Annotated in this window: 22 protein-coding genes and 1 pseudogene; 8 read left to right on the top strand and 15 right to left on the bottom strand. The window is 69.3% G+C overall.

Annotated features, from left to right (window positions below; translation table 11 throughout):
* The first annotated feature begins 10 nt into the window (after positions 1–10).
* The 5 genes from BJ991_RS18775 (at position 11) to BJ991_RS05575 (ending at position 3,249) form a co-directional block, all read left to right on the top strand.
* Positions 11–1,507 carry a VOC family protein gene (locus tag BJ991_RS18775; protein WP_179488218.1) on the top strand — a complete coding sequence of 499 codons (1,497 nt, stop codon included), beginning with the start codon at positions 11–13 and terminating at the stop codon, positions 1,505–1,507.
* A 41-nt stretch (positions 1,508–1,548) separates the two neighbouring features.
* Positions 1,549–1,773: a hypothetical protein gene (locus BJ991_RS05590; RefSeq protein ID WP_179488216.1), complete on the top strand. Its 225-nt coding sequence runs from the start codon at positions 1,549–1,551 to the stop codon at positions 1,771–1,773.
* A 66-nt stretch (positions 1,774–1,839) separates the two neighbouring features.
* On the top strand, positions 1,840–2,025 hold the full coding sequence (locus BJ991_RS05585) for a DUF1918 domain-containing protein (protein ID WP_179492537.1): 186 nt from the start codon (positions 1,840–1,842) through the stop codon (positions 2,023–2,025).
* A gap of 18 nt (positions 2,026–2,043) precedes the next feature.
* Complete coding sequence (locus BJ991_RS05580; RefSeq protein ID WP_179488214.1) at positions 2,044–2,394, top strand: 4a-hydroxytetrahydrobiopterin dehydratase; 351 nt, start codon at positions 2,044–2,046, stop codon at positions 2,392–2,394.
* A 108-nt stretch (positions 2,395–2,502) separates the two neighbouring features.
* Entirely contained in the window at positions 2,503–3,249 is a 747-nt protein-coding gene (locus tag BJ991_RS05575) for an SDR family oxidoreductase (RefSeq protein ID WP_179488212.1), read from the top strand.
* Between the two features lie 75 nt (positions 3,250–3,324).
* On the opposite strand, the gene BJ991_RS05570 is transcribed toward BJ991_RS05575, so the two are convergent.
* The gene (locus BJ991_RS05570; RefSeq protein WP_179488210.1) at positions 3,325–5,430 is read right to left on the bottom strand and encodes a S9 family peptidase; all 2,106 of its coding nucleotides are present in this window, start codon (positions 5,428–5,430) and stop codon (positions 3,325–3,327) included.
* Positions 5,431–5,473: 43 nt separating this feature from the next.
* A complete protein-coding gene (locus BJ991_RS05565) occupies positions 5,474–6,304 on the bottom strand; it encodes an aldo/keto reductase (RefSeq protein WP_179488208.1) in 831 nt (276 codons plus the stop codon).
* Between the two features lie 112 nt (positions 6,305–6,416).
* On the opposite strand from BJ991_RS05565, the gene BJ991_RS05560 reads away from it, so the two are divergent.
* Positions 6,417–7,391, top strand: a complete 975-nt coding sequence (locus BJ991_RS05560) for a calcium/sodium antiporter (protein ID WP_179488205.1) — start codon at positions 6,417–6,419, stop codon at positions 7,389–7,391.
* Between the two features lie 9 nt (positions 7,392–7,400).
* Here BJ991_RS05560 and BJ991_RS05555 read toward each other — a convergent pair whose 3' ends face one another.
* Positions 7,401–8,768: an alpha/beta fold hydrolase gene (locus BJ991_RS05555; protein WP_179488203.1), complete on the bottom strand. Its 1,368-nt coding sequence runs from the start codon at positions 8,766–8,768 to the stop codon at positions 7,401–7,403.
* A gap of 150 nt (positions 8,769–8,918) precedes the next feature.
* Entirely contained in the window at positions 8,919–10,154 is a 1,236-nt protein-coding gene (locus BJ991_RS05550) for an alkaline phosphatase PhoX (RefSeq protein ID WP_179488201.1), read from the bottom strand.
* Positions 10,155–10,436: 282 nt separating this feature from the next.
* Here BJ991_RS05550 and BJ991_RS05545 point away from each other — a divergent pair, with 282 nt between their 5' ends.
* Positions 10,437–11,375: an aggregation-promoting factor C-terminal-like domain-containing protein gene (locus BJ991_RS05545; RefSeq protein ID WP_179488199.1), complete on the top strand. Its 939-nt coding sequence runs from the start codon at positions 10,437–10,439 to the stop codon at positions 11,373–11,375.
* Here BJ991_RS05545 and BJ991_RS05540 read toward each other — a convergent pair.
* Positions 11,362–12,336, bottom strand: a complete 975-nt coding sequence (locus BJ991_RS05540; RefSeq protein ID WP_179488197.1) for a helix-turn-helix transcriptional regulator — start codon at positions 12,334–12,336, stop codon at positions 11,362–11,364. The two genes, BJ991_RS05545 and BJ991_RS05540, sit on opposite strands and share 14 nt — an antisense overlap.
* A gap of 69 nt (positions 12,337–12,405) precedes the next feature.
* Between BJ991_RS05540 and BJ991_RS05535 the strand changes: the two genes are divergently transcribed.
* Positions 12,406–13,545: an epoxide hydrolase family protein gene (locus tag BJ991_RS05535; RefSeq protein WP_179488195.1), complete on the top strand. Its 1,140-nt coding sequence runs from the start codon at positions 12,406–12,408 to the stop codon at positions 13,543–13,545.
* Between the two features lie 13 nt (positions 13,546–13,558).
* Here BJ991_RS05535 and BJ991_RS18330 read toward each other — a convergent pair whose 3' ends face one another.
* From BJ991_RS18330 to BJ991_RS05490, 10 genes and pseudogenes are all read right to left on the bottom strand, one after another.
* A complete protein-coding gene (locus BJ991_RS18330) occupies positions 13,559–13,762 on the bottom strand; it encodes a D-arabinono-1,4-lactone oxidase (RefSeq protein WP_246301269.1) in 204 nt (67 codons plus the stop codon).
* Between the two features lie 658 nt (positions 13,763–14,420).
* Positions 14,421–14,720 (bottom strand): annotated as a pseudogene (locus BJ991_RS18325) (FAD-binding protein); the annotation flags it as partial.
* Between the two features lie 71 nt (positions 14,721–14,791).
* Positions 14,792–15,895, bottom strand: coding sequence for a GntR family transcriptional regulator (locus BJ991_RS05525; protein WP_179488193.1), 1,104 nt, complete (start codon positions 15,893–15,895; stop codon positions 14,792–14,794).
* 249 nt (positions 15,896–16,144) lie between these two features.
* Entirely contained in the window at positions 16,145–17,194 is a 1,050-nt protein-coding gene (locus tag BJ991_RS05520) for a glycoside hydrolase family 76 protein (RefSeq protein WP_179488191.1), read from the bottom strand.
* Between the two features lie 71 nt (positions 17,195–17,265).
* Positions 17,266–18,519: an ABC transporter substrate-binding protein gene (locus tag BJ991_RS05515; RefSeq protein WP_179488189.1), complete on the bottom strand. Its 1,254-nt coding sequence runs from the start codon at positions 18,517–18,519 to the stop codon at positions 17,266–17,268.
* A 73-nt stretch (positions 18,520–18,592) separates the two neighbouring features.
* The gene (locus tag BJ991_RS05510) at positions 18,593–19,513 is read right to left on the bottom strand and encodes a carbohydrate ABC transporter permease (protein WP_179488187.1); all 921 of its coding nucleotides are present in this window, start codon (positions 19,511–19,513) and stop codon (positions 18,593–18,595) included.
* Positions 19,514–19,515: 2 nt separating this feature from the next.
* The gene (locus BJ991_RS05505) at positions 19,516–20,496 is read right to left on the bottom strand and encodes a carbohydrate ABC transporter permease (protein ID WP_179488185.1); all 981 of its coding nucleotides are present in this window, start codon (positions 20,494–20,496) and stop codon (positions 19,516–19,518) included.
* A complete protein-coding gene (locus BJ991_RS05500; RefSeq protein WP_179488183.1) occupies positions 20,493–21,797 on the bottom strand; it encodes a glycoside hydrolase family 125 protein in 1,305 nt (434 codons plus the stop codon). Before BJ991_RS05500 ends, BJ991_RS05505 begins: the two co-directional genes overlap by 4 nt.
* Positions 21,798–21,826: 29 nt before the next feature.
* Positions 21,827–24,388 (bottom strand): glycoside hydrolase family 76 protein, encoded by a 2,562-nt coding sequence (locus BJ991_RS05495; RefSeq protein ID WP_179488182.1) that lies wholly within the window; start codon positions 24,386–24,388, stop codon positions 21,827–21,829.
* Between the two features lie 348 nt (positions 24,389–24,736).
* Entirely contained in the window at positions 24,737–26,236 is a 1,500-nt protein-coding gene (locus BJ991_RS05490; protein ID WP_179488181.1) for an L-serine ammonia-lyase, iron-sulfur-dependent, subunit alpha, read from the bottom strand.
* Positions 26,237–26,250: the final 14 nt, after the last annotated feature.

The raw sequence follows: 26,250 nt of genomic DNA, 5'->3' as shown, positions 1-26,250 counted from the left end.
GAATGTGCGGATGGTCGCGTCGCGAGTGCGTTGGGAGAACGTGCCCGCGCACGTCCGAGACGCGGTCGCCGCTCTCCTCGGCTCACCCGTCGTCCACGCCGTGTCGCAGCCGGGCGGCTTCTCACCCGGGTCCGCCGACATCGTGACGTGCGCCGACGGACGCCGCGTGTTCGTCAAGACCGCGACGTCGGACGTCAATCCTGAGGTCGTGCCGATCCACCGCAGCGAGGCCGTCAAGGCCGCGGTGATCCCGGCGGCCGTCCCCGCCCCGAGATTCATCGGCTCGGCCGACGGCGACGACTGGACGGTGCTCGCGTTCGAGCTCGTCGAGGGGCGCCATCCGGCCGTGCCGTGGCGCAAGGCGGAACTGCACGCCGTGCTCGACACGCTCTCCTCGACGGCACGAGCGCCGCTCGACGCCGAGGCTCGCGCGGTGATCCCGCCGATCCGGACCGGACTGCAGCCGCTCGCCGACTCGTGGAGGCAGCTGCTCGCCGAACCCGAGCCGGCCGTCGTGCCGCTGACCGAGGCCGACGGCGTGACGCTCGCCGACGAGGAGGACGTCGAGTGGGCGGTGCAGCACGCCGCGCGGTGGGCGGACATCGCGGATCGGGGCGTGGAGCTCGCATCCGGCGATGCACTCGTGCACTTCGATGTGCGCGACGACAACGTGCTGCTGACGCCGGCCGGCGACGCGGTGCTCATCGACTGGCCGTGGGCGCTGCGCACCCTGGGTGGACGCCGTCATGCTGCTCGCCCACGTGCGATACGGCGACCCCGGGTTCGATGTGCACGCCGCGATGGCCTCGCACGAGGCGTTCGATGGCGTGGATTCCGAGACGACCGCCGCGATCGTGGCGATCATGGCGGGGTTCCTTCTCGAGAAGGGACGCCGGCCGGATCCGCCGGGGCTCCCGACGCTCCGGCGCTTCCAGCGACTGCAGGGCGCGGCCGCGTCACGGCTTCTGCGCGAGCTCGTCGGCTGAGCCGAAGCGCCTCGGCGATGTCGGAGGCCCGCGTCACACTGGAGTCCTCCGCGGCGCGGCCGGGCGCGGCATCCGTCATCCCCCACTCATCATCAGGAGCGAACATGCCCAGCCTCAATCCGTACCTCTCGTTCCAGCGGGAGGCCCGGTCGGCCATGCAGTTCTACAAAGGCGTCTTCGGCGGCGACCTCGACATCTCGACGTTCGGCGAGTACGAGGGCATGGTGCAGGACCCGAGCGAAACCGACCTCGTCATGCACGCGCAGCTCACGACTCCCGACGGGTTCGTGCTCATGGCGTCCGACACCCCCACGGGCGTCGAGTACCGCAAGCCCGCGGGCATCTCGGTGTCGGTCAGCGGCGACGACGAGCCCAAGCTCGAGCGGTTCTGGTCGGCCCTCGCCGAGGGCGGCGCGGTCACCATGCCGTTCGACGTCCCGCCGTGGGGCGGGCGCTTCGGCATGCTGACCGACCGCTTCGGCATCGACTGGATGGTCGCCTACACGCCTCCACAGCAGTGACGACGCGGATGCGCCCGCCCGCGCCCGCGTAGGCTGAGCACATGAGCGAGCGACGCACAGGCTGGCCGAAGGGGCGCATCGGATGGGTCATCGGCACCGTCGTGCTGCTGGCGCTCGGCGCGCTCGTCGGAGCTGTGCTGGGCAATCTGGTGCTGGGCCTTGCGATCGGCGTCGTGATCTCGATCGGGTGGCTCATCGCCTACGAGTCGTGGCGGGGAAAGACGCCCGGGCTCAACGACCCGTGGGATGACGGCGCGCAGCTGTAGACCTTGCTGAAGGGGGCTGGCCTCTCCTTCGCGCGCATCGTATGGTGAGGCCAGGAGGTGAGCGACATGCAGGCGAAGGTCGGTGACCGCGTCATCATCCACGGGCGCACCGTCGGCTCTCCGGACCACTCCGGTGAGGTGGTCGAGGTCCGCGGACACGACGACGACCCGCTGCTGGTGGTGCGGTACGACGACGGGCACGAGGCGATCCTCTCCCCCGGATGCGACTGCGAGATCCGGCACGCGGGCTGATCGAACGGGGGGCCTGCCATGGCCGTCATCACGAGTCGCGAGTTCCACGAGGCATCTGGAGTAACTGACTGGCGCGCCACCCGCGCAGGCGCCGCCGCATACTTCGACACGCGCGATTTCAACGCGGGTGCGGCGTTCGTCGCCGAGATCGCGAAGCTCGCGGATGCCGCGAACCACCACCCCGACGTCGACCTGCGCTACCGCGGGGTCACCGTCCGCGTCGTGACGCACTCGGCGGGCGGACTCACGCACAAGGACGTCGAGCTCGCGCGGCAGATCTCCGAGGCGGCGAACCGGCTCGGCATCAGCGCCGACCCCTCCCGGCTCCCTCCGCCGACGGATCCGACGCACGGAGGAAGCCCGGACTGAACGGCGTCAGCCGACGGGCACGGTGACAGGGTCACGTCACATCTGCGGCGTGCGCGTTGTCTCACTGACAGGCGCGCCGAGCGCCGACCGCAGAGAGAGGAATGGCACATGAAGCTGGCCGTCGCAGGCGGAACAGGGGTGGTCGGCACCCACGTGGTGGATGCGGCGACGAGGCGCGGTCACGACGTCGTCGTGCTGTCGCGCCGCACGGGCATCGACGTGCGAACTGGCGCGGGCCTCGCCGAGGCCATTGCGGAGGCGGATGCCGTCATCGACGTCCTGAGCACGCAGACGCTCTCGGCCGACGTCGCCACGGAGTTCTTCACCGAGACCACGCGAGTCCTTCTGGACGCGGAGAAGCGGATCGGCGTTCCCCACCACGTCGCCCTTTCGATCGTGGGCATCGACCGCGCGCCGTACGGGTACTACGCCGGCAAGCTCGCCCAGGAACGGCTCGTCGAGACCGGCAGCGTCCCGTGGACGATCCTGCGGGCGACGCAGTTCCACGAGTTCGCCGGGCAGACCTATGAGCGCGCCACGCTCGGCCCTCTCCACCTCGCGGTGCGCATGCGCACGCAGCCGATCGCCGCGCGCGAGGTCGCCGAGCGACTCGTCGCGCTCGCCGAGGCGGCCCCGTCCGGCCGGGCGCGCGATCTCGGCGGCCCTCGCGAGGAGAACCTCGCCGACATGATTCGCGCGTACGCGCGGGCGAGAGGTTCGCGCGCGTGGATCCCCGCCATCTCGTTGCCGGGTGAGGGTGGCCGACGCCAGCGCGACGGATCGCTGCTCCCCGGCCCCGACGCGCAGCTCGGGACTCAGACGTTCGACAAGTGGCTCGCGGCCCAGCACCTCTGAGCCGGTCGACGAGACGACGGATGCCGCGACCCCCGCTCGCGAGGCGGGAGGTCGCGGCATCCGCTGTGTCAGCCGTCAGCCGAGGTTCGCAGGCCGGGCCCACTCCTCGCCGAGCACGTGCTGCGCGAGGAACGCGAACACCGTCTCGTACCAGACGACAGCGTGCTGCGGCTTCAGCACCCAGTGATTCTCGTCGGGGAAGTACAGGAAGCGGTGCTCGGTCGAGCCGTCCTCGGCGGCGAAGTGACGGTTCAGCTCGGACCACAGGCGCAGGCCCTCCCCGACCGGCACGCGATAGTCGCGATCGCCATGGACGACCAGCAGCGGGGTGCGGATGTCCTCGACGAACCGGTGCGGCGAGTTCTCCATCATCGCCTCGGGCGTGAAGATCGACTCCCAGTACGGCGAGAAGTCCGTCGTCGGGCCGAACTGGTCGAGCGCCCACAGGCTCGCGTGCGTCACGATCGCGCGGAAGCGATCGGTGTGACCGGCGACCCAGTTCGCCATGTAGCCGCCGAACGAGCCGCCCATCGCAGCCGTGCGCGTCTCGTCGACGTCGTCGCGAGCGACGGTCGCATCGGTGATCGCCATGAGGTCGGTGTAGGGCGCCTTGCCCCACGCGTTCCACCCGCGGGCGATGAAGTCGAGTCCGTAGCCAGTCGACAGCGCCGGGTCGGGCAGCAGCACGGCGTATCCGCGCGCGACGGCGAGCTGCGGGTTCCAGCGCCAGCTCCACGCGTTCCAGCTGTTGAGCGGTCCGCCGTGGATCCACAGCAGCAGCGGCGCGGGCTTGCCGGCCGACGCATCCGGAGGAAGCAGCAGCCAGCCGCGCACGCGGGCGCCGTCTTCGGCGGTCGTCTCCACCTCGGCCATCGTCGCGGGAACGTCGGGCAGCTCGAACGGCGCCGCGAGCGGGGTCACGGCGCGGTCGCGCGTGATGCGCACGGGGTGGGACGGCGCCATCCACGACGAGCGAAGTGCGACGAGGTCGCCCGTCATGCGGTCGACGTGGACGTCGGTGTACGTGAAGTCGTCATGCGTGAGCTGCTCGGGTGCGCCGCCGTCGAGCGGAGCGAGGAACACGGGGCCGCGGCCGTCCTGGTCGGCCGTCACCACGAGCGACGCGTCGTCCGCGGCGAAGGTGAGGCTCGACGGCCACCGGTCCCACTCGTTCGCGATGCGGCGAGCATCCGAGCCGTCGATGGCTGACACCCACAGCTCGTACTGCGTCGGGCCGTCGGGGGTCGCCTTGTCGGTGCGGACGAAGGCGAGCCGCGATCCGTCGTGGCTGATCGCCGGGAACTCGAAGTCGACGCGCGACTCATCGAACAGCGTCGTGTGCTCGCCAGTCTCGATGTCGATCGCGACAAGCCTGTAGCGCGCGTCCTGACCCTCGGGCACGCGCAGCGCCGCGACGACCGTCGAGCCATCCGGTGAGACCGCCACACCGGCGGCATCGGCCGAACGGCCGGGCTTCGGCGTCAGGTCGCGCGGGCGCGGGAGGGATGCCGGGTAGGGCGTGGGTGCGTCCTTCTCGTCCTTCTCATCGGATGCCGCATCCGACTCTGCCGACTCGTCGCGCACCGCGCCGACCGTGTCACGCAGGTCGGCGAGGTCGAGTGCGAGCAGGTGGGGCTCGGCGGGGCCGAGGTCGTGGTCCCAGAAGCGGATCGGGTAGGACTCGTGCAGGATCGCCGAGATCTTCTTCTTCTTGCGCTCCGCGCGCAGCTTCGCCTCCGCCTCGATCGAGTCCGCGCTCGGCAGCAGCTCCGCCGAGGCGACGACACGACCTGCGGCCTCTGCGACAGCGGCGATCGACGACACACCGCCGGCGAGTCTCGTCACCGCTCGAGCCTCGCCGCCGCCCGCGGGCAGCAGCCACAGCTGGCCGGACTCGTCGTCCTCGTCGGCGTCGGAGTCGGGCCGCGCCGACACGAACAGCACGTCGCCCGTCGAGGTGAAGGCGGGAGCCGCCTCGCCCTTCGCCGACCGCGTGAGGCGGCGGGGCGGGGCATCCGTGGCGTCAGCGGGAATCTCCCACAGCGACCGGTCGAAGCCGGTCCCGTCCGTCTTGACGGTCGCGACCGTCAAGACGGCGCGTCGGCCGTCGGGTGAGAGCGCGAGCCCCTCGATGCGAGGAAGGGCGATGTACGAATCGAGCGAGTCGAAAGGCGTTGGCATCCGACAACGCTAACCCGGGCAGCCGGCCCACTGCGCAGGTCGCTCACATCTCTTCGTGGGTGTTCGGGTCGCCGTTCCACAGCCGGCCCCCCTCGAGTGCCGAGATCGCGGCCACCTCGTCGTCGGTCAGCTCGAAGCCGAACACGTCGGCGTTCTCGCGCTGCCGGTCGTGGTCGCCCGACTTGGGGATCGGCGTGCTGCCCAGCTGCACATGCCAGCGCAGCACGATCTGCGTGGGCGTCACGCCGTGGATGTGCGCGAGTTCGACGAGCACCTGCTCGGTGAGCAGCTCGGTGCGGCGTGCGAGCGGGCTCCAGCTCTCGGTGCGGATTCCGAGTTCGGCATGGACGGCACGCAGCTCGGCCTGCGGGAAATACGGATGCAGCTCGATCTGGTTCACCGACGGCACGACGCCCGTCTCGTCGATGACCCGCCGGAGCATCTGCTCGGTGAAGTTCGAGACCCCGATCGAGCGGATCTTGCCCGCCGCACGCAGATCGATCATCGAGCGCCACGTCTCGAGATACAGATCGCGGCTCGGATTCGGCCAGTGGATGAGCGAGAGGTCGAGGTAGTCCACCCCGAGGGTCGCGAGCGAGCCGTTCGTGCTCTCGATCGCGAGGTCGTACCCCTGGTGGCGGCCCGGGATCTTCGTCGTGACGAGCAGCGCCTCGCGCGGCAGGCCGCTCCGGCGCATCGCCTCGCCGACCTCGCGCTCGTTCTCGTAGTTGACGGCGGTGTCGAGCAGCCGGTACCCCATCTCGATGGCGGCGACCATGGATGCCACGCCCTCCGCTCCCCGCAGGTTGTAGGTGCCGAGACCGAGCTCGGGGAAGGGCGTGCCGTCGTTGAGAGTCACCGTGGGGATCTGCATGCGTCCATCTTGGCGACCGGGGCGACGCGGTGGGAAGTGTCGATGCCGTTGGGCGCATCCGTCGGACGGCATTCCACTCAGGCGCCTCTCGAGCCCCCGATATCCTCGGTCCATGCCGCCGCTTCTCTGGATCGCTCTGGGGCTGGCGGCGCTCGTCCTCGGAGCGGAGCTCGTCGTGCGGTACGGCGCGCGCCTCGCACGGCAGCTCGGGCTGCCGCCGATCCTCATCGGTCTGACGGTCGTCTCGATCGGGACGAGCCTTCCCGAGCTCGCGGTCGGAATCGATGCGGCCAACAACGACGCCGGCTCACTCGCGGTCGGGAACATCGCGGGGACCAACATGGTCAACCTGCTGCTCATCCTCGGCCTGTCGGCGGCGATCCGCTCGGTTCCTCTCACGCTCCAGACGGTTCGCCTCGACCTTCCGATGATGGGCGGTGCGGCGTACCTGCTGCTGATCTTCTCGGTCGACGGAGCCCTCGAGGTGTGGGAGGGAATCCCCCTCGTCGCGTTCGCGCTCATCTACACTGCGCTGCTCGTGCGGTGGACGCGTCGCGAGAGCGCGCTCGTGCTCGCCGAGTTCGCGGCGGAGTACCCCGCTCCTCCGCGGCGCGAGCACAAGATCGGGGCGATCGCCATCCAGGCGCTGCTGCTGATCGTCGGGCTCGCGGTGATCGTGTTCGGCGCGGACTGGCTTGTCGACGGCGCCGTCGAGCTCGCGCAGACGCTCGGCGTCTCGGACGCGCTCATCGGCTTGACGATCGTCGCGATCGGCACAAGCGCACCCGAGCTCGCGACGACGATCGTGTCGACGATCCGCGGCGATCGCGACATCGCGATCGGCAACCTCATCGGGTCGAGCATCTTCAACCTGACGATGATCCTCGGCGTGACGCTCCTGTTCTCGCCGGGCGCGATCCTCATCGGCCCGGAGCTCGTCTACATCGACCTGCCGCTCATGGTCGCGGTGTCGTTCATCTGCGGACCGCTCATGACTTCCGGGCGCATGCTGTCCCGCCGCGAGGGCACGGGATTCGTCATCGCGTACATCGCGTACCTCACGTACCTCATCGTGACCCGCACCTGACGTGGTCGCTCACTCGTCGGAGAAGTCCGTCCACGCCGCGATGTCGACCCCGTGGTTGTCGGGCGACGCGAGCGTCCACCACTCCGGCGCGTGCGAATCGTCGGCCATCCGCCCGCCCGCCGCGAGCGCCGCCTCGATGCGGGCGCGCGCCACATCGGGCGGCACCGCGATGTCGATGTGCATGCGGCCTCGCCCGGACTTCGCCGGCTCCAACGGCTGGAACCACAGATGGGGTCCGCGACGGTTCGCGTCGATCGCGTCCTCCATGCCGAGCTCTTCGTAGCCGAACACCGCCGCGAAGAACGGTCGCACGTCGACCTCGGGGTCGTGTGCGACGGCGAGGCCGACCTGCTGCAGGTTCGTCGGGTCGGATTCCATCCCGAGCTCGCTCGCCATCGCCGAGACGCGCTGCGCGAGCTCGATGTCGCTCCCCGTGAGCCCGCCGTTGCGTCGCGAGAAAGTGCGCACCGTGACGCCCTCGCGACGCAGGTCGATGTCGGGATAGTGCTCGAGCTCGTCGGCGATCCGCCCGACCTCGACCGCGAGGCGCACGCCCTGGTCGTACGACTGAGAACGATAGAAGGCGTACGCGCCGAAGTAGAGCACGCGCCATTCGTCGACACCGGATGCCTCGTGAAACTCCTTCGCCGACACGGCCGTGCGAACCCGCCCGCTTCCGATCGGCGGCTGGGCGAGGATCGCCTCCGTGAGCTCGTCGGGCCGGGTCAGCATCGGCCAGTGCCCCGTCGGGATGTCGACGTACGTCACATCCTTGATGCGCGTGAACTCCTGCACGGGCGGCGCGCCCTCCGCGATCCACGACAGGAGGTCTTCAGACGAGAACTCGGTTGCGATGACCGTCACGGGCACATCGTGTCGCCGCTCGTCGCCCGCGTAGTGCGCCGGATCGCCCACGACCCGCGCCGGCGTCGGCACGGCGTACGCCCCGAGGGCCTCCTGGCCCGCCTCACCGAGGTCGCGGAGGTCGGCCTCGTCGAACTCCGGCCACTGGGGCAGCGGGATGAGCCCGTCCTGCACGTCGTAACCCTCGACGAGCGGCCGCCCCTCGACCGCGGGGAACCCCGCGACGTAGATCGCGCGCGCCACCCTGTCGGCACATGCCGCGACGGCGAGCGACGCGATGCCGCATCCGGCCGAATGCCCGACCACGACCACCGGCCCCTCGCACGCGTCGATCTCGGCGATGACGGCGTCGACCGCGTCCTGCATCGTCACGCTCGACCGGTCGTCGTCGTCGCGGCCCATGCCCGGCAGCGTCACCGCGCGCGGACGATGACCGGATGCCTCGAGCTTCGGCGCGACGGCGTACCACGCCCACCCGCCGAGCCACATTCCGGGTACGAGGATGATGTCCATTCACCGGCCTCCTCAGGCGTCGCCGTGCTCGTTCGCACGCGCTCCGGCGAGTATCGCGTGACCCACCGACATCGGTCCGGAGAAGCGCTCACGCACGGCGAAGGGGCAGGCATCGGATGTCCCGACCGCCCGCCCCTCGCCGTCATCGCGTCAGCGCTTGGTGATCGCCCAGGTGCCGTCCGCGAGATCCTTCGCGGGGTGCTGCACGTTGAGGAACAGCGTCTTGGGGTCCTTGCCGAAGTAGATGCCCGAGATCTCCGCGCCGGTGTCGCGGATCGACGCGAACTGCTCGACCGCGTCGGCGGCGCCGTCCTGGTTGTTGTCGACGCCCGCGACCCACACGTCGGAGAGGTAGTTGTCCTCGACGATCCAGAGGAGGCCGTCGGGGCCCTGCGCGAGGTTGTCGGGGTTGTTGAACCCGGTCACGCCCGCACCCGAGTTCTCGACCGGCACGTTGAGGCCCCGCTCCACGAACGAGGTCAGCTCCCGCTTCGCGAGGTCGATCGCGACGACGCGGTCCTCCGACGTGTTGGCCACGTAGAGCGTGTTGCCGATGACCTCGACGTCCTCGGGGCGGCCGAACTCCGTCGCGGCGACGGCGTTCGCCGCAGCATCCGCGTCGACGACGACCTGGTCCATGTCGAGCGCCACCCACTCGAACGCGCCGACTTTCTGCTTGTAGGTGTCCGAGTTCCACCGCTGCTCGGCGTCGGTGAGGCCGGTGAGCTTCAGTGCGTACAGCTGGCCGTCGGAAAGGTCGCCGCGCCTGGCGGGCTCGAACTTGAAGATCGAACCACCGTCGAGCTCGTCGATGACGAACACGGTGCCGTCGGCGCGTGCCTCGATGCCCTCGTGGCGGAGGATGCCGACCTCGCGACGCTCCTCGACGCGGGCGACGACCGTGGGATCCTTCGGGTCGAGGAACGCCTCGAAGAGACGACCGCCCGAGGTCTCCTCGGCAAAGAGAACCGTGCCCCACGGGGTCCACCGGATGCCGTCGAGGCGACGCCAGCCGACATCCTGCGCGATGACCTTCGCCTCGCGCGTCTTCAGGTCGACGACCGAGACCGCGCCATTCGAGCCCACCTCGTGCGTGCGGTAGAGGTAGCGACCGGCCTGCCGGCCGGTCTCGTTGACGGTGTTCATGTCTGTGAGGTCGTCAGCACCTGCGTAGATGTCGAGGACCGTCTCGTCGGCCACCAGCCGCTGCGTGAACCCGCTCGGGATGACGAAAGGCTCGGTCCAGGCGTCCGTGGCCGTGGCGTACGGCGTACCGTCGATCGGCTCGAAGCCCATCGGGCCGTTTGCCGCGGTGGCCGCCCCGGCGGGGATCAGGGCGATGGCGGTCGCGCAGAGTGCGGCGCCGGCGATTGTGCGAATGCGCATGCTGGGTGCTTTCTGTTCTGTTGGGGGTGAACGCGCTCAGGCTAGGGAGCCGCGGGTGCCCGGATTGCGCCGGCGGGTGAGCGGCTGCTGAAGACTCGGTGAACAGGACGTGATGCGCCGCGGTGACGGGCGCGCGGCGACGCTGGCCTTCACGGTTCTTGCAGGAAAGGCAACGGATTCGTCCAGACCGGTCACGCAGACTCGGTGACTTGTGTCCGACCCGAGGACACGCCCGCCGCCCGCGCCGGCGACGGGGAAGCCACCCGAAAGACGCGTTCCCGCATGCTCTCTCAGCCCACGTCCGCCCTGCCCGCCGCTCCCGCCGCACCCGAACCCGCCGCCACCCCGAAGCGTCGTCGTGCGACGGCGCTGACCGCCGGCGCGGTGCTCGGCACCACGATGGGCCTGGTCGCCCTGACCGGATTCACCGCCGCTTCGATGCCGCTCGCCTCGGGCGCCTCGGCCGCGGTCGCGGGCCCCGTGCAGGTGGCCGGAACGGCCCTCGCGGCGCTCACCGACACGAGCGAGCCGGCGCTGTTCGAGAAGATCGGGGACGACGCCGACGCGGCGCTCCGCGCGACGGACGCGGCGGTGGCGCGCGCGAAGCAGGTCGAGGCGGATGCCGTGGCATCCGGTCTCGATCTCGGTGAGGGTCCCACCACTGTCGACACGACCGACCTCCGCAAGGCCGCCCACCGCGTCGAGACGTTCGTCGGGCTGCCGCCGATGCTCCCCTCGCTCACCAGCACCGTGATCGAGCACCTCGAGGACGTCGTCACCGAGACCAACGCGCTCAAGGCGCGGCACGACGCCGCCGTGCAGCGCAAGGCCGAGGCGGATGCCGCGGCCGCGGCCGCCGCCGAGGCGCAGCGCCAGGCCGAGGCAGCGGCGGCGGCGCTCGCCGCCGCGAACACCGTCGAGGGCGCGCAGGCGTTCGCCCGCGACGTCGCCGCGTCGCAGTACGGCTGGGGCGGCGACCAGTTCTCGTGCCTCGTCAACCTCTGGAATCGCGAGTCGGGCTGGAACTACCAGGCCTACAACGCCGGAAGCGGCGCGACCGGCATTCCGCAGGCGCTGCCCGGCAGCAAGATGGCGAGCGCCGGTGCCGACTGGCAGACGAGCGCGCGCACGCAGATCGTATGGGGCCTGGACTACATCGCTCGCGCGTACGGCTCGCCGTGCGGTGCGTGGGGCCACTCGAACGCGTTCAACTGGTACTGAGCCGCCCGGCCGAGCCGGCGACCGCGCGCGCGTAGCGCTCCGAGATCTCCTCGAGCAGCGGCACGAGCTCGCGCGGCGACTCCACGGTGAAGTCCATCATCAGCATGCCGATGTACGCCGCGACGGTGTCGAGGCTGTCGGCGCCCGTCACGAGAACGCACGTGCTCTCGTCGATCGGCTCGACGACCCCGACCGTCGGGTTGATGCGGGCGAGCACCCGCTCGGCGGATGCCGCGATGCGCAGTTGCGCGTGCACGTTCCAGCCCTCGATCGCGATCGAGCGCAGGGCGAACGCCGTATAGTCCCCTCCGGGGAGCGGCTGCGGCTCGAAGCGGCGGCGGGTCGGCATCCGCAAGCTCATGCGGTCGACGCGGAAGGTCGTCCACGTGCCCGTCTGCGGGTCGCGACCGACGAGGTGCCAGCGGCGCTTCCAGCTCAGCAGGCGGTACGGCTCGACGAGGCGCGGCTCGTCGTCGTAGTCGAAGCGCAGCCACTCGACGTCCTGGATCGCCGAGGCGATCGCACGCAGCACTTTCGCGTCGACCTCGGGGTCGGGGGCGTCCGTGTCGACGTTCTCGGGTGCGCGCTCGATCGAGCGCAGCGCTTCGACGGTGGGTCGCAGGTGGGTCGGCAGCACCTGCTCGAGTTTGTCGAGCGCACGGCTGCCCGCCTCCTCCACTCCGCTGATGCCCGCGGCGACGCGCAGCCCGACGGTCACCGCCACGGCTTCCTCGTCGTCGAGGAGCAGCGGAGGGAGCGTGCCACCCGCGCCGAGCCGGTAGCCCCCCACCGGTCCGCGGGTCGCATCGACCGGGTAGCCCAGGCTTCGCAGCCGGTCGATGTCGTGGCGGACCGTGCGGGTCGAGACGCCGAGCCGCTCGGCGAGCTCGCGTCCGGTGCGCTCACGCGCGGACTGGAGCAGGGCGAGGAGGCTCAGCAGGCGCGCGGTCGGATCTGCCATTCGAGGACTTCTCGATTCGCCGGATTATTAGGAACGGATAGAACCTAATAGCACCGTACCGTCGGAGACATGAACACCACCACCGCCCCTCTCTCCCTCCAGCCCTTCACCGTCTCGGTCTCCGACGCCGAGCTCGCCGACCTGCACGATCGCCTCGCCCGCACGCGCTTCCCGCAGCCGGCGCCGACCGACGACTGGGACGCCGGCACCCCGAACTCGTACCTGCGCGAGGCCGTCGACGCGTGGAAGGCGTTCGACTGGCGCGCCGCCGAAGCGCGGATCAACTCCTACCCGCACTTCATCGCCGAGATCGACGGCCAGCCGATCCACTTCATCCACGTGCGCTCCGAGCACCCCGGTGCGACGCCGCTGCTGCTCGCGCACACCTACCCCGGGTCATCCGTCGACTACCTCGACCTCATCGACCAGCTCGTCGACCCCGTCGCGCACGGCGGCAAGGCCGAGGACGCGTTCGACGTCGTGATCCCGGATGCCCCGGGCTTCGGCTTCTCGCAGCCGCTCGCAGCCACGGGATGGACGACCGCCCGCGTCGCCGCCGCATACGACACCCTCATGCGCGGACTCGGGTACGAGCGGTACGGGATCCACGGCTCCGACAACGGTGCCATGGTCGCCCGCGAGCTCGGACTCACCAACCCCGAGGGCTTCCTCGGGCTGCACGTGCTGCAGCTCTTCTCGTTCCCGTCGGGCGACCCCGCCGAGTTCGAGCACCTGACTCCGCAGGACTACGCCGGCCTCCAGCACATGCAGTGGTTCCAGTCCGTCGGCGGCTACAACACAATGAACGCGTCGCGGCCGCAGACGATCGCCGCGGGGCTGAGCGACTCGCCGGTCGGGCTTCTCGCCTACAGCGAGCTGTTCAACAGCTTCGGCAACGGCACCTCGCTCGTGCCGCTCGAGAAGATCCTGCTCGAGGTGAGCGTCAACTGGTTCGCGAACGCGGCTTCGGGAATGAGCCGCGTCTACCTCGAGGACGCCCGTCGTCAGGCCGAGCCGCAGGTCAACGATGCTCCCACCGGTGTCGCCGTCTTCGCGGACGACTTCCAGACGATCCGGGTCTTCGCCGAGCGCGACAACTCGAACATCGTGCACTGGAGCCGCTTCGAAGAGGGCGGTCACTTCGCGTCGCTGGAGCGTCCCGAGCTCGTCGCGGGCGACATCCGGGCCTTCTTCGCGGGCCTGCGCTGAAGCGTGATCGGTGTCAACGGGCACGGATCCCGAGGCTTCGCAGGTGCGCGTTGCTGAACACCGCACCGGGATCGAGGCGATCGAAGAGCGTCTGCGCTTCCGGCAGCCGGGGGAACACCTCGCGAAGGGTGTCGCGACCGAGGTTGTGAAGCTTTCCCCAGTGCGGCCGGACGGAGAACTCGGACAGGGCGGCTTCGACCTCCCTGATGACGGGCATGACGGCCGGAGTGCTGCCAGGTGAAGTGGATCGAGAGCGCACTCCTCTCGTACGCCCCGCTGAGCCAGAGCCGGTCCGGGGCGACGGTGCGCAACTCGCTGACCAGCAGCACGGGCGCGATCCGATCGCTGAGGTGGCGGATCGCGCGCAGCGCCGCTGGGGCATCCGCCTGATCCACGAAGTACTCCGATTGAAGCTCGTCGCCGTGCGACGGTGTCGCGTCGAGGCGGAAGTGCGGCAGCCGTTCGTGCCACGGTCCGGGGATGCCGCCCTGCACGGTCAGGTTGCTGGACGGATCGGCGGGGCCGACCGCCCGAGGGGCGCCGAGCAGTCGATCCGGGACGGGTTCGTCGTCATCGGTGAGCCGCGTCTTCACCCACACGGCCCCAACGTCTGTCCCGGTCCAGGTCGTGAAGATGCTGACGCTGTACCCCGCCCCTGTGATCGACGGGAGATGCTCGAGCGCCATCTCCCACGTCGGTCCCGGATACACGTCTTGGCGCACTCGGTATGCGGGCTCGACCGCCAGCGTCACGCGAACGACGATCCCGTACGCTCCCAGTCCGACGACCATGCCGTCGAAATCCGGATCGGCATCCGACGTGCGGCGGAGCTGTCCTGCCGCATCCACGTAGTCGATCCGACGCACGGCGGTGGCGAGATTCCCGTTGCCGTCGCCAGAGCCGTGCGTGCCGGTCGCGATGGCGCCGGCGACGGAGATGTGCGGCAGCGACCCGAGGTTGTGGAGCGCCCATCCCCGCGGATGCAGCCATGCCGCGAGATCCCCGTACCGCATCCCCGCCGGCATGTCGACGGTGCCCTCGTCCTCGTCCATGACCGGATTGCCCGGGATGCCGGTCACGGTCACCAGCGTGCCGGTGGTATCGGGGAGGTCGTTGAACGAGTGGCGGGTTCCGAGCGCACGTACCCGCCCGCCCGCGCGGACCAGGTCCTGCACGTCGCCGACGGACCGGGCCTCGACGATCGGTGCGCGGTACGTGTGGTTCCCCGCCCAGTTCCGGTTCGTGCTCAATCCCGGTCGCGTGCGGGGCGGGTCGACTGACCGACCACCAATTCCGTGGGCAGCGTGATCTTCCGCACCGCGTGCGGGTCGCGGATGAGTTCCAGGACGAGGTCGACGGCGGCGGCACCCATGCCTTCCTGGTCCTGCCTGATGTGGGTGAAGCGGTATTGGGCGCTGTCGTAGAACGCGTCGGGGTGATCGAAGCAGACGACCGACAGGTCGTGCGGGATGCCGCGGCCAAGGCGCGCAGCCGCGTCGCGGAGCAGGGCGGCGATGTTGTACTCGGTCGCCACGACGGCCGTGAGCTCGGGGTGCGCACGAAGGTAGGCCGTGAGGTGGTCGACGTCCTCGGCGGGGGTCGCCGTGCTTCCCGGTGTCGTCGAGTGGACCAGGTCGAACACCTTGGCCTCGTCGTGCGGGATGTGGTGCATTGCGTGGGCCTTGATGTAGCCGTCGCGGCGATCGCGCAAGGTCGACACGGTGCTGTCGGAACTCACGAGACCGATCTGCTCGTGACCGAGCGAAAAGAGGTACTCGGTCGCCTGCTGCCCCGCCGCGACATTGTCGGAGCAGACGGTGGAGATGGGCACGGCGTCGAAGACGCGGTCGAGGATGACCACGGGAAAGTCCTTGGGCAGCAGCTCCAGCACAGCCGGCGGCACATAGATCGAGGAGCTGGGTTGCAGGATGAGTGCGCGTACGCCGCCTTCGACCAGAGACCGGATCAGCTTGTCCTCGGCGGATGCGTCGCCCAGGCTGCGCTTGACCAGGAGGTTGGCGCTGGCGTTCGCGCGATCCAGGAGCCCGCCGAGAATCCGGGTGCCGAACGTGTCATCGAAGTTCGTCACGACCAAGCCCACCAGCGGGTGGGTGAGGGTGTGCGGCGCTGCCGTCGCGACATCGCTGATCACCGTCGTCCCCACCCGTGGCCGGCGGGTGATGAAGCCGTCGTTTCGGAGGAGGTCGAGCGCCTTCTTCACGGTGATCGTGCTCACCCCGTGGATCTCGGTGAGCTCGGCGTCGGAGGGGAGCCGGTGATCGACCGGATAGTCTCCGCGTTCGATGGCAGCGCGAATCTCGTCGTAGACCCGCTGGTACAGCGCCACCATTCCCGTCGTGCCCCCTTCTGCAATGAACATATTTAATCTAGCACGGGGTCGTATCCGGCCGAGGTGAATGCGAGGGCGGCGGCTTCGACGAGCGGTGCGTCGCCAGGACGGGTTGCGGGCTTCACCGCGGTCCGGTGACCCACCGGGCGCGTGAGCCCGGGATGATGCCGCCCCCTCGAGTGACGATCGCGGACTCCGCCTTGGTGCCGCCGATCTCGAGGGCCAACGCCACAGGAGGCGACGGCGGGGTCATCGGCGCTCGCGGCGGGCGCGCAGCTCGAGCGCCATGATCGCGCTGAGCTGGGTGGAGAAGTCCACCTTCACCGGGGCCGGCTGCGACCAATCGTCTCCGGCGAGCAGCCAATCCCCGACGCGGGAATGCGCCCACAGGGCGTCGGTGCTCGCTCGGACGAACTGCTCGAGCGTGACGGCCGCCTCGGCTGCGGGGTCGAGCTCGTCGAGCAGAGTGCCGATGTAGCGGTAGTAGATGCCCTTGAAGAGTCCCTCGTCGCCGCCCGCGCCTTCTTCGCGGAAGAGCTCGCCGTCGGACAGTTCTCGCAGCGCCGTCAGTGCGGTGCGGGTGGCGTCGGCAACGTAGCGGCGATCGCCGGTGGCCTGGGCGAGAGCGACCCCTGCGCCGACATACAGGCCCTGGTTGTAGGTGAATCGCCAGTGCAGGTCCACTTCGCCGTTCTGCTCCCGGTTGATGCCGTCCTCGACGAAGCCGTCGGGCCCGACGAGCGTGTCTGTCAGCCACCGGTAGGCGGAGACACCGTAGTCCAAGTAGCGGCTGTCGGCGTCACCGGTGGAGAGCCTCGCGGAGAGGATCACGAACGGGCCGTTTGCGGGGGTGTTCTTGTAGTAGGGCTGCTGCTTGCGCCAGGCCACGCTGGCGCCGCCCTGATCGTTCCAGCCGTAGTCGACGACGTGGGTCCAGATGCTCTTGGCGTCGGAGAGGTAGCGTGCCTCGCCGGTCGCGTCGTGCAGCCGCAGGATGGCGAGGGCGTACCAGAGCATGTCGTCGAAGTAGTCGTTGAACAGCGACCCCTGGTTGCGCTCCAGGATGTTGGCGTAGACCGCCTCCGCCTTGCGCAGCCACGCCGGATCTCCTGTGCGTTCGAAGGCGTCGACCCGCGCGTCGATGAGGTGCGCGAGCCACCAGTAGTTGAACGTGGTGTTGTCGCCGGCGGGGTGGCTGTTGTTGAGCAGCTGCGGTCCCTCCACGCCGAAGAAGTGGTCGAGGCTGAGCTGCGCGATCGTGGCGCGCTCGTCCCACGTGAACTGCTGGACGGTGGTCATACGGGCTCCTGGAAGGATCGGGAGATCGCGGTGCGGCGGGCGGGCTTCACCCACCCGCCGCACCGACGGCATCAGCGGTTGTCGGCGAGGATCTGGTCGCCCAACGATTGCGCCTCGGCGAGAGCCTGCTCGGCGGTGATCTCGCCGGCGAGGAAGCGCTCGAGCTGCGGGATCAGGGCCTTGCCCTCGACGTCGGATGCGCCGGGGATGCGGGAGCGCACCTTCGCGAATTCCAGCGTCTCGATGAACGCGGCGTACTTCGGGTTGTCGGTGAAGTACGGGTCGTTGGCCGCTTCGATATTCGCGGGGATCCAGCCCGAGATCTCGCCGAAGGAGACGCCGTTCTCCGGCTCGGTGGTCCACCACTTGATGAACTCCCACGCCCCGTCGGCGTTCTTCGCTCCCTGCGGGATCACGAGGCCGAACCCGCCCATGCCGGCACCCTTGTCGCCGTTCGGACCCGTCGGCGGCGGCACGATGCCGTATTCGGTGCCGGCCACATCCAGCCCCGAGAGCGCCCACGGACCGTCGAGCTTGAGCGCCACGTTGCCTTCGGCGAACGCGTCGACGCCTTCGCCGAACCCGAGCTCGTAGACGCCGGCGTCGAGCAGGCTCTGCCAGAAGTCGAGGACGGCGAGCCCCTCGGGGCTGTTGAACGCCGTCGTCTGCTCGTCGTCGCCGTACATCTGGCCACCGGCCTGCGTCAGCCACATGTTGAACAGCCCCGGGTCGTTGAGCTGGAACCCGGCGCGGGTGAGCGTGCCGCCCTCGTCCACGGTGGTCGCCTCCGCGACCGCCTTCAGCTCGTCCCACGTCGTGGGCGGCTCGACACCGGCCTCCTCGAGGGCGGCCGTGTTGTAGAAGAGCGACCGGTTGTCGACCAGCAGCGGGATGCCGTACGTGACGTCGTCGATGACGAGCTCGCTGAGGGCCTGCTCGTAGAACTGGCCGAGGTCGACGCCATCCGCCTCGATGTACTCGTCGAGCGGGGCCAGCGCGTTCTTGGGAACGTACACCGGGGTGTTGTAGCGGTCCCAGAGGACCACGTCGGGGACGTCGCCGGAAGCGAGGCCGGTCAGCAGCTGCTCTTCGACGAGCTCCTGCGCGACGTAGGTGACCTCGTACTCGTCCTGCGCCTCGTTGAACGCGTCGGCCTGCGCCTCGAGCTGGGCGACCTGATCGCCCGACCACGAGCCCCAGAAGACGACCTTCTCGGGACCGCCGGAGTCGCCGGTCGGCGTTCCACCGCCCGAGCAGGCGGCGAGTCCGGCCGCGAGGACGGCGACGGCGCCGACCCCGATGATCTGACGGGATGTCCTTCTCATGTGCAGTTCTCCCTTGGTGGTGGGTGTTGGGTGTTGGGGATGCCGGAGCGCCCGGGCGGCGACTCCGAACGCTTCACTTCGTGCCGGAGCTTGCGAAGTTCTGGACGATGTACTTCTGGGCGAGGATGAAGACGATGAGCACCGGGATGCTGGTGACGATGGTCCCCGCCATGAGCGGCCCGTAGTCGGTGTCGTACTCGTTGACGTAGGCGGCCAGTCCCACCTGCACGGTGAGCATCGCGGGATCCTTCAGCACGATGAGCGGCCACAGGAAGCTGTTCCACCCGGCCTGGAAGGTGAGCACACCGAGGACGGCCGCCCCCGCGGTGGAGAGCGGGAAGTAGACGCTGCGGAAGATGCGGAACTCGCTCGCCCCGTCGATGCGGGCGGCGTCACCGAGCTCGTCGGGGAGCGCTTCGAAGACCTGCTTCATGAAGAACACTGCGAACGCCCCAGCCGCGAAAGGGATGAGCACCGCGGCGTAGCTGTTGATGAAGCCGCGCCCGCCTTGGCCGAAGATGTCGTTGCCGCCCGCGAGGGGGAAGTAGCGCAGCACGAGGAAGGTCGGGATCATCGTGACGATCGCCGGGATCATCATCGAGGCGAGGAAGGAGCCGAACACGGCCACGCGTCCCCGGAACTTCAGCTTGGCCAGGGCGTAGCCGCCGAGGCTGCCGAAGAACACGTTCGTGATGGTGCCGCCGACGGCGAGGATGAACGAGTTGGTGAGGTACTGCGCGAACGGCCCGTCGACGAACAGCGCGAGGTAGTTCTCGAGAGTAGGCGTGCGCGGGATGATCTCGAGGTGGCTTGAGAGGATCTCGGCCTCGGGCTTGAGCGACGTCGACAGCGTCCAGATCAGGGGCAGCACCGTCGAGATGCTCACGGCGATGACGGCGATGTACCAGACACCCGTGCCGATGAATCGCCGCCGCTGCGCGGTCCGGCGCGCGGGGCTCGCGAGCGAGGTCGCGGTGAGGGCAGTGGTCGTCATCGTCAGACCGCCTTGCTTCGGGTGATGCGTGCGTTCGCGAGCGAGAACACGAGGATGATCAGGAAGAGGATGAACGAGAGCGCGGAGGCGTACCCCATCTCGAGGCGCCCAAACCCGCGGTCGTAGATGTAGTAGACGAGCGTGAGCGTCGAGTTGCCCGGACCGCCCTTCGTCAGCACGTAGGCCTGGTCGAAGACCTGGAACGCGGCGATCAGCAGGAGCGTCGTGATGAGGAACGTCGTCCGCGAGATCGCGGGGAGCGTCACGTGCCAGAACACGCGCCAGCTGCTCGCGCCATCTAGGCGCGCCGCCTCGACGAGCTCGCGCGGCACGCCCTGCAGGGCCGCCAGGAAGATGATCATGTTCGCGCCGAACCCGGCCCACACGCTCATGAGCACGATCGCGATCATCGCCCACTGCGAGTCGTACAGCCACGCGGGCCCCTTGATGCCGAACCAGCCCAGCACGACATTGAAGAGGCCGTACTGGGGGTTCAGCAGCCAGAACCAGATCGACGCGGTCGCGACCGTCGATGAGATGACCGGGATGTAGAACAGCGTGCGGAAGACACGCACCGCCTTGGCGCTGCGGTTCAGCAGCAGCGCGGTTCCGAGCGCGACGACGAGCCCGAGCGGCACGAACAGCGCCGTGTAGTAGGCCGTGTTGCGCAGCGCGATCCAGAAGATGGGGTCTTCGAACACGCGGATGTAATTGCTGACGCCGACCCATTCGAAGTCGCCGATCACGGCATAGTCGGTGAAACTCGCGACGAGCGCGATCGCGATCGGGATCAGCAGGAAGAGGACGAACAACACGATCGGCACGGCCAGGAACAGCCAGGCGTTGATGGTCTGCTGACGTCGCGTGGCGCTGACGCCGGCGGTGTCGTCCCTCACCGTCCGTCGACCACGACCACGCCACCTGCGCAGGGGCGTCTCCTCTTCCGCGAGCACGGTCTGGTTGACCTCGACGAGCGCGCTCATCGCGTCACCGCCTCCGCCGGGATCCGCCGGTGGGTGCGCAGGCCCGCGACCTCCAGCACGAGCTCGCAGAACATCGCGTTCGCCCACGAGAACCACTCGCGAGTGAAGGCGTCGGGGTCGTCCTTATGGAACGACTCGTGCATGAAGCCGGTCCCGGCATGGGTGCGCATCAGCACGGCGAGGATGTCGCGGCTCTCCTCGTCGTCGCGCGCTGTCAGACCCTGTACGGCCAGCGCGATCGGCCAGATCATGCCGGGCGGGGTGTGCGGGCTTCCGACGCCGGCCGCGGCGGTGCCGGTGAAGTAGAACGGGTTGTCGGGGCTGAGCACGAACCGCCGGGTGTGCAGGTAGGCGGGGTCGTCCACCGCGCACCAGCCGAGCAGCGGCAGCGACAGCAGGCTCGGGGTGTTGGCGTCGTCGGCGAGCAGCACCCCGCCGAGACCGTCGACCTCGTACGCGTAGATCGTGTCGCCGCTGGGTGAGGTGGCGGTGCCGTGTGCGGCGATGGCCCGACCGATCTCGTCACGGAGTGCGCGGGCGCTGCCGGCGAGGCCGTCGTCGTCGAACACCGCCGTGGCGATCTCGGCGATGTGCCCGAGCTCGACGAACGCGAACATGTTCGCCGGCACGTTGTTGTGGAACGCGCACACGTCATCGCTGGGCCGGAAGCCGGACCACGTCAGCCCGGTGACGGCGACCGGTCCGCCCAGGCCCTCGCGTGCCAAGGTGTCGGTCGGTGCGCCATCGAACCGCTGGAACCGGTAAGGCGACCTCTGCTCGTGGTGCTGCTCGGTCGCCCACAGGTCGACGACGAGACGAGCCGCGTCGAGGAAGGAGGTGAGGTGGTCGGTGCGGCCGGTGAGCTTCCACAGATCGTGCGCGAGCTGGATCGGATAGGCGAGCGAATCGATCTCGTACTTGCGCTCCCACACCCACGATGACATCTCGGTCTGGTCGGTGTGGTGGCCGGCCCCACTGGCGGTGGCGTTGAACGCGTTCGCGTACGGGTCGAGCCGGATGAACTCGAGCTGGCGGCGCGACACGGCCAGCGCGGTCTCGGCCAGCTGCGGATCATCGGCTATGAAGTGCAGGTACGGGGTGAGCTGCGCGGTGGAGTCGCGAAGCCACATCGCCGGGATGTCACCGGTGACCACGAAAACGGACCCGTCCGGGAGCATCCGGATCGTCCTGTCCAGAGTGTCCAGGTAGCACCGCCGGAAGACGGCGGCGACCTCATCTCCAAGGCGTTCGCCGATCTGGGCGAAGAGGCGCTCAGCGACGGCCGGTGAGTAGAGATCCACGGGACTCCTTGCTGCTGTGAGAACGGGGTTCAGGGAGAGACGGTGACGTTGACGGGCTGGCTGAGCGTCGTGCCGGCCGCGTTCGTGAACTCCACCGTGTAGGTGTGCTGACCCGGAGTGGATCCGGTCACCTCGTGGCTCACAGCCTGCGCTGCCGGCGTCGAGGCCGCGAGAGTGCCCTCGGCGAGCACGGTGCTTCCCTCGAGGAACCGATAGGAGGTGGCGTTGGTGCCCCACCACAGGTTCGCGGTCAAGGCGTAGGTGCCGTCGCCATCCCAGTTGTCGTGGCTGAGCGCGGGCGTGCCGGGCTTCGCGTCTCGGACCGTGACGGTCACCGGCTGCGCCCAGGTCGTGCCCTTCGAGTTCACCAGTTCCGCGGTGTAGACGTACTCGCCGTCCGTCCGTCCGGCGATCGCTTCGACGACCTGCTGGGCGTCGGGCGACGCGGGGGTCAGTGCCCGCTCGGCGATGAGCTGCCCGTTCTCGTACAGCCGATACGTGCGGGCGTTGCTGCCCCACCACAGGTTCATGGTGATGTTGTAGGCGCCGTCGTGCAGGCCGGTGTCCCAGCCGTTGTCGGAGCTGAGCACGCCCTGCCCTGGCGCCTCGGTCGCACCATCCGAGGGTTCACCGCACGTGCCGGGCGGAAGCGCGGGGGGCGAGGGGACCTCCACGGGTGCCGGCGCGTCGTGAACGTATCGGAGGGTGAGGTGGTCGAGGTTCAGCCAGTTGCGGCTGCCGTTGCCTGGCTCGAAGATCACCGAGATGGTGTTCTCGCCCGCCTCCAGCGGCACGTTCGGGACGGTGACCGTCCGCCACGCGTCCCACGAAGCGGTTCCGGGGAACGCCTGGTCGGCGACGACTCCCACCCCGTTCACAAAGAGGTAGCGGGATGCGTCACCCGCGCCCGCGGAGTACCGGAACGCGACGTCGTACCGGCCGGCCTTCTCGACAGAGGTGGTCAGGTCGACCCACTGCCCGGCGCCGTTCCATCCGGCGATGTAGCCGTCTCCGGTGTGGCCGTTCGGGTTGGACTCGACGCCGACGTCGTGGAGGGTCCCGTTCTCGGCCTCCAACTGGCGCGACACGATGAGCCGATCGAGGTTCAGGTACTGGCTGCTGCCCGAAGCGCTGGCGTACTCGATGCGGATGGTGTTGTGCCCGGCGAGAAGGTCCACGTTGTCGAGGTCGGTCTCGGCCCACGTCGACCACGAACCCGTTCCGGGGAACCGGTGGTTGCCGCCCACCTCGACGCCGTTGACCACGATGCGGCGCGTCGCCTCACCTGCGGCAGCGGCGTACCTCAGGCGCAGTTCGTGCGCACCGGCGGCGGCGGTGTTGACGTGGAACGTCACGGCCTGCCCATCGCTGTTCCATCCGGCCAGGTAGCCGCGGCCCAGGAAGCCCTCGCTCGAGCTCTCGGCACCGAGCTGAGTAGTGACGGCGTTCTCGGCGTCGTGGATGCCGGTGCCCGGCTGCGGCCCGCTGTACCCGTTGAAGGGTACGACCTGCAGCGCGCTGGCTGCCGCAGCGGCCGTCAGGCTCTGGATGCGACCCTCCGGGGTGGGCGCCGACCAGTTCGCGCCGACCAATTCGTCGCTGGCCCGCCGGTGGTCCCACGCCTGTGTCACATTGGCCTGCAGCAGCGGCAGATACTGCGTCTGGCCGTGGACGGTCGCGAGGTTCGTCAGGTGACGAATGAGGATCGTCTTGAAGCCGGCGCCGTCGTCGATGCCTTCGTTGTTCCAGGTGCCGCCGTTGGTGAGGTGGGTCGTCGTCCAATCCGCGGCGGCGATCGCCTTGTCCATGTACGTGCTGTCGCCGGTCGCCTCGTACAGGGCGACGGCGGCTCCGATGTAGTTGCCGGAGTTGTAGGTGAAGTCCCACTTCACGAGTGTTCCATCGCCGGGACCTTCGAGGTGGTCGTAGACGTGCCCGCCCGCCTGCAGATGGGTGTCGACCCACGCGAAGAGCTCCTCGGCCCTGTCGAGGTAGCTCTCGTCTCCGGTGGCCTGGTAAAGGCGGGTCGCGGTGATGGAGGCGGGAGCGTTGGTGGCGACGTTCTTCTGGTCTCGGGGATCCTTGCGCCACCAGATCCCGCCTCCGTAGGTGGCATCCCGTTCCGCCCAGATGCCGTCGAAGAGCTCCTGCGAGCGCTCGAGGTACCGGCAGTCACCGGTGAGGCCGTAGGCGCGGATCGCTGCCTGCGCCCACCAGCCGATGTCGTCGTTGAAGTCGTTCTCGAAGTCGGGGTGGTAGGCGACGAAGCCGTCGTAGACGTCGTCGATCATCTGCCGCTGGTCCGGGTCACCGGTGCGCTGGTACGCGTCCATCACGGTCTCCCACAGCTGCGCCTCCCACCAGAAGTCGGTGTAGAGCCCGTCTTCGGGGCCGTAGGCGTGGGCGGGGTCGATGACGTGGTCGCTGTTGGTGAAGAAGTACTTCTTCGTCGGGTCCCAGAACGCATCCACGAACGCGTCGAACGCCACGTCCGCGTCCTCGGTGGTCGACGCTGCCGCGGGCACCGCGATGCCCACCGACAGACACAGTCCGGCCGCGATCATCACAGCAAGCTGTCCACGCTTCGTCATCCGTATCTCCGTTGATGGTGAGCCCGAGCCTCCGGCTACGACGCCGGGACGAGCCAAACGATAACTGATTATATTGAATGACGTCAAGATCCAACAGATATACATATTGACGGCACGACGCAGAATCACAGAAAGATAACGGGAAACGCTTGCCGTCGTTACCTTGCCGTTATAGAGTGCAAGCACGGTAGTTGTTTTGCTGTGGCAGCTGCCGGCATGTGATTGCAGGACACTCTTGGTGCAAGGGACAAGGGCCGGTCGGTAGCCTCTCCGACCGGCCCTTACTCTTGCCCGGGTGTGCGGCGCGATCCCGACCCATCGACCTGAAACGGATGCCCCGCCCGGCCCTCAGCACTCGATGACGTTCACCGCGAGCCCGCCCTCGCTCGTCTCCTTGTACTTGTGCGACATGTCGATGCCGGTCTGGCGCATCGTCTCGACGACCGCGTCGAGTGACACGTAGTGCGAGCCGTCGCCGCGCAGCGCGAGGCGCGCCGCCGTGACCGCCGTCGACGCGGCGATCGCGTTGCGCTCGATGCACGGGATCTGCACGAGCCCGCCCACCGGATCGCACGTGAGGCCGAGGTGGTGCTCCATCGCGATCTCGGCCGCGTTCTCGATCTGCCGGTTGGTGCCGCCCATGACGGCGGTGAGCCCGCCGGCGGCCATCGCGCACGCCGATCCGACCTCGGCCTGGCAGCCGCCCTCGGCACCCGAGATCGACGCGTTCGCTTTGAAGAGCGAGCCCAGCGCGGTCGCCGTGAGCAGGAATCGACGGATGCCCCGCCGCCGGTTCGCCTCGACGTAGAGGTCCTCGGCGTGGTCGTCCGCTGGCTCATCTCCGGACGGCTGCGAGCCTCCGAACCCGAAGAGGGCGCTGCCCGCGAGCGGGCCGTGCGGCGTGACCGCGTTGTCGGCGCCGATGCCGGAGTCGGCGAGGAACCGCCACCAGTACATCGCCACCGCGGGGAGGATGCCCGCTGCGCCGTTCGTCGGGGCGGTCACGACCCGCCCGCCCGAGGCGTTCTCCTCGTTGACCGCGAGCGCGAAGGCGCCGAGCCACTCCCCCGGGAGCTCCCGGTGGCCGGAGGCCTCCGCCTCTTCGAGCTGCGCGCGGATCGCGGCCGCGCGACGCTTTACCCGCATGACCCCGGGGAGCTCGCCCTCGGCGTGGAGGCCGGCGTCGATGCATCCGGCCATCGCGTCCCAGATGGCGTCGAGACCCGCGGCGACCTCCTCTTCGGAGCGCAGCGCCTGCTCGTTGACGCGCGCGGCCTCGGCGATCGTCAGTCCGCGCTCGTCGCACAGCGCGAGGAGCTCCTCGGCGCTGTCGAACGCGAGCGGGAAGGGTCGCGCCGACACGCGGGACGGCTCGCCGTCACGGCGGATGAAGCCGCCGCCGATCGAGTAGTACGTCTCCTCCGCGAGGGTGCCGCCAGTGACGTCGAGCGCGACGAGGGTCATGGCGTTCGGATGCCCCGGCAGCCGCATCCGGGGCGCGAACTCGATGTCGTGCTTCTCGAACGGCACGGCCCGCGCGCCTGCGAGCGTGAGCACGCCGCCGTCGGGCCAGTCGCTCCACGCGCGGCGGACGGCGTCCGGATCCACTGTCGCGGGATCGTCGCCTCGCAGCCCGGCGACGACCGCGTCGGGCGTCCCATGGCCGATGCCGGTGGCGCCGAGCGAGCCGTAGAGCGTGCAGCGGATTCGGGCCGTGCGGTCGACGGCGCCCGATTCGCGCAGGCGCACGGCGAAGTCACGGGCCGCCCGCATCGGACCGACCGTGTGGGAGCTCGAGGGTCCTACGCCGACGGAGAACAGCTCGAACGCCGAAACGTACGCGCTCACCCCTCCAGGCTAAG

The sequence above is a fragment of the Microbacterium immunditiarum genome (genome assembly GCF_013409785.1).
GTDB classification, from domain to species: domain Bacteria; phylum Actinomycetota; class Actinomycetes; order Actinomycetales; family Microbacteriaceae; genus Microbacterium; species Microbacterium immunditiarum.
This window is presented reverse-complemented; position numbering and strand designations above follow the sequence as displayed.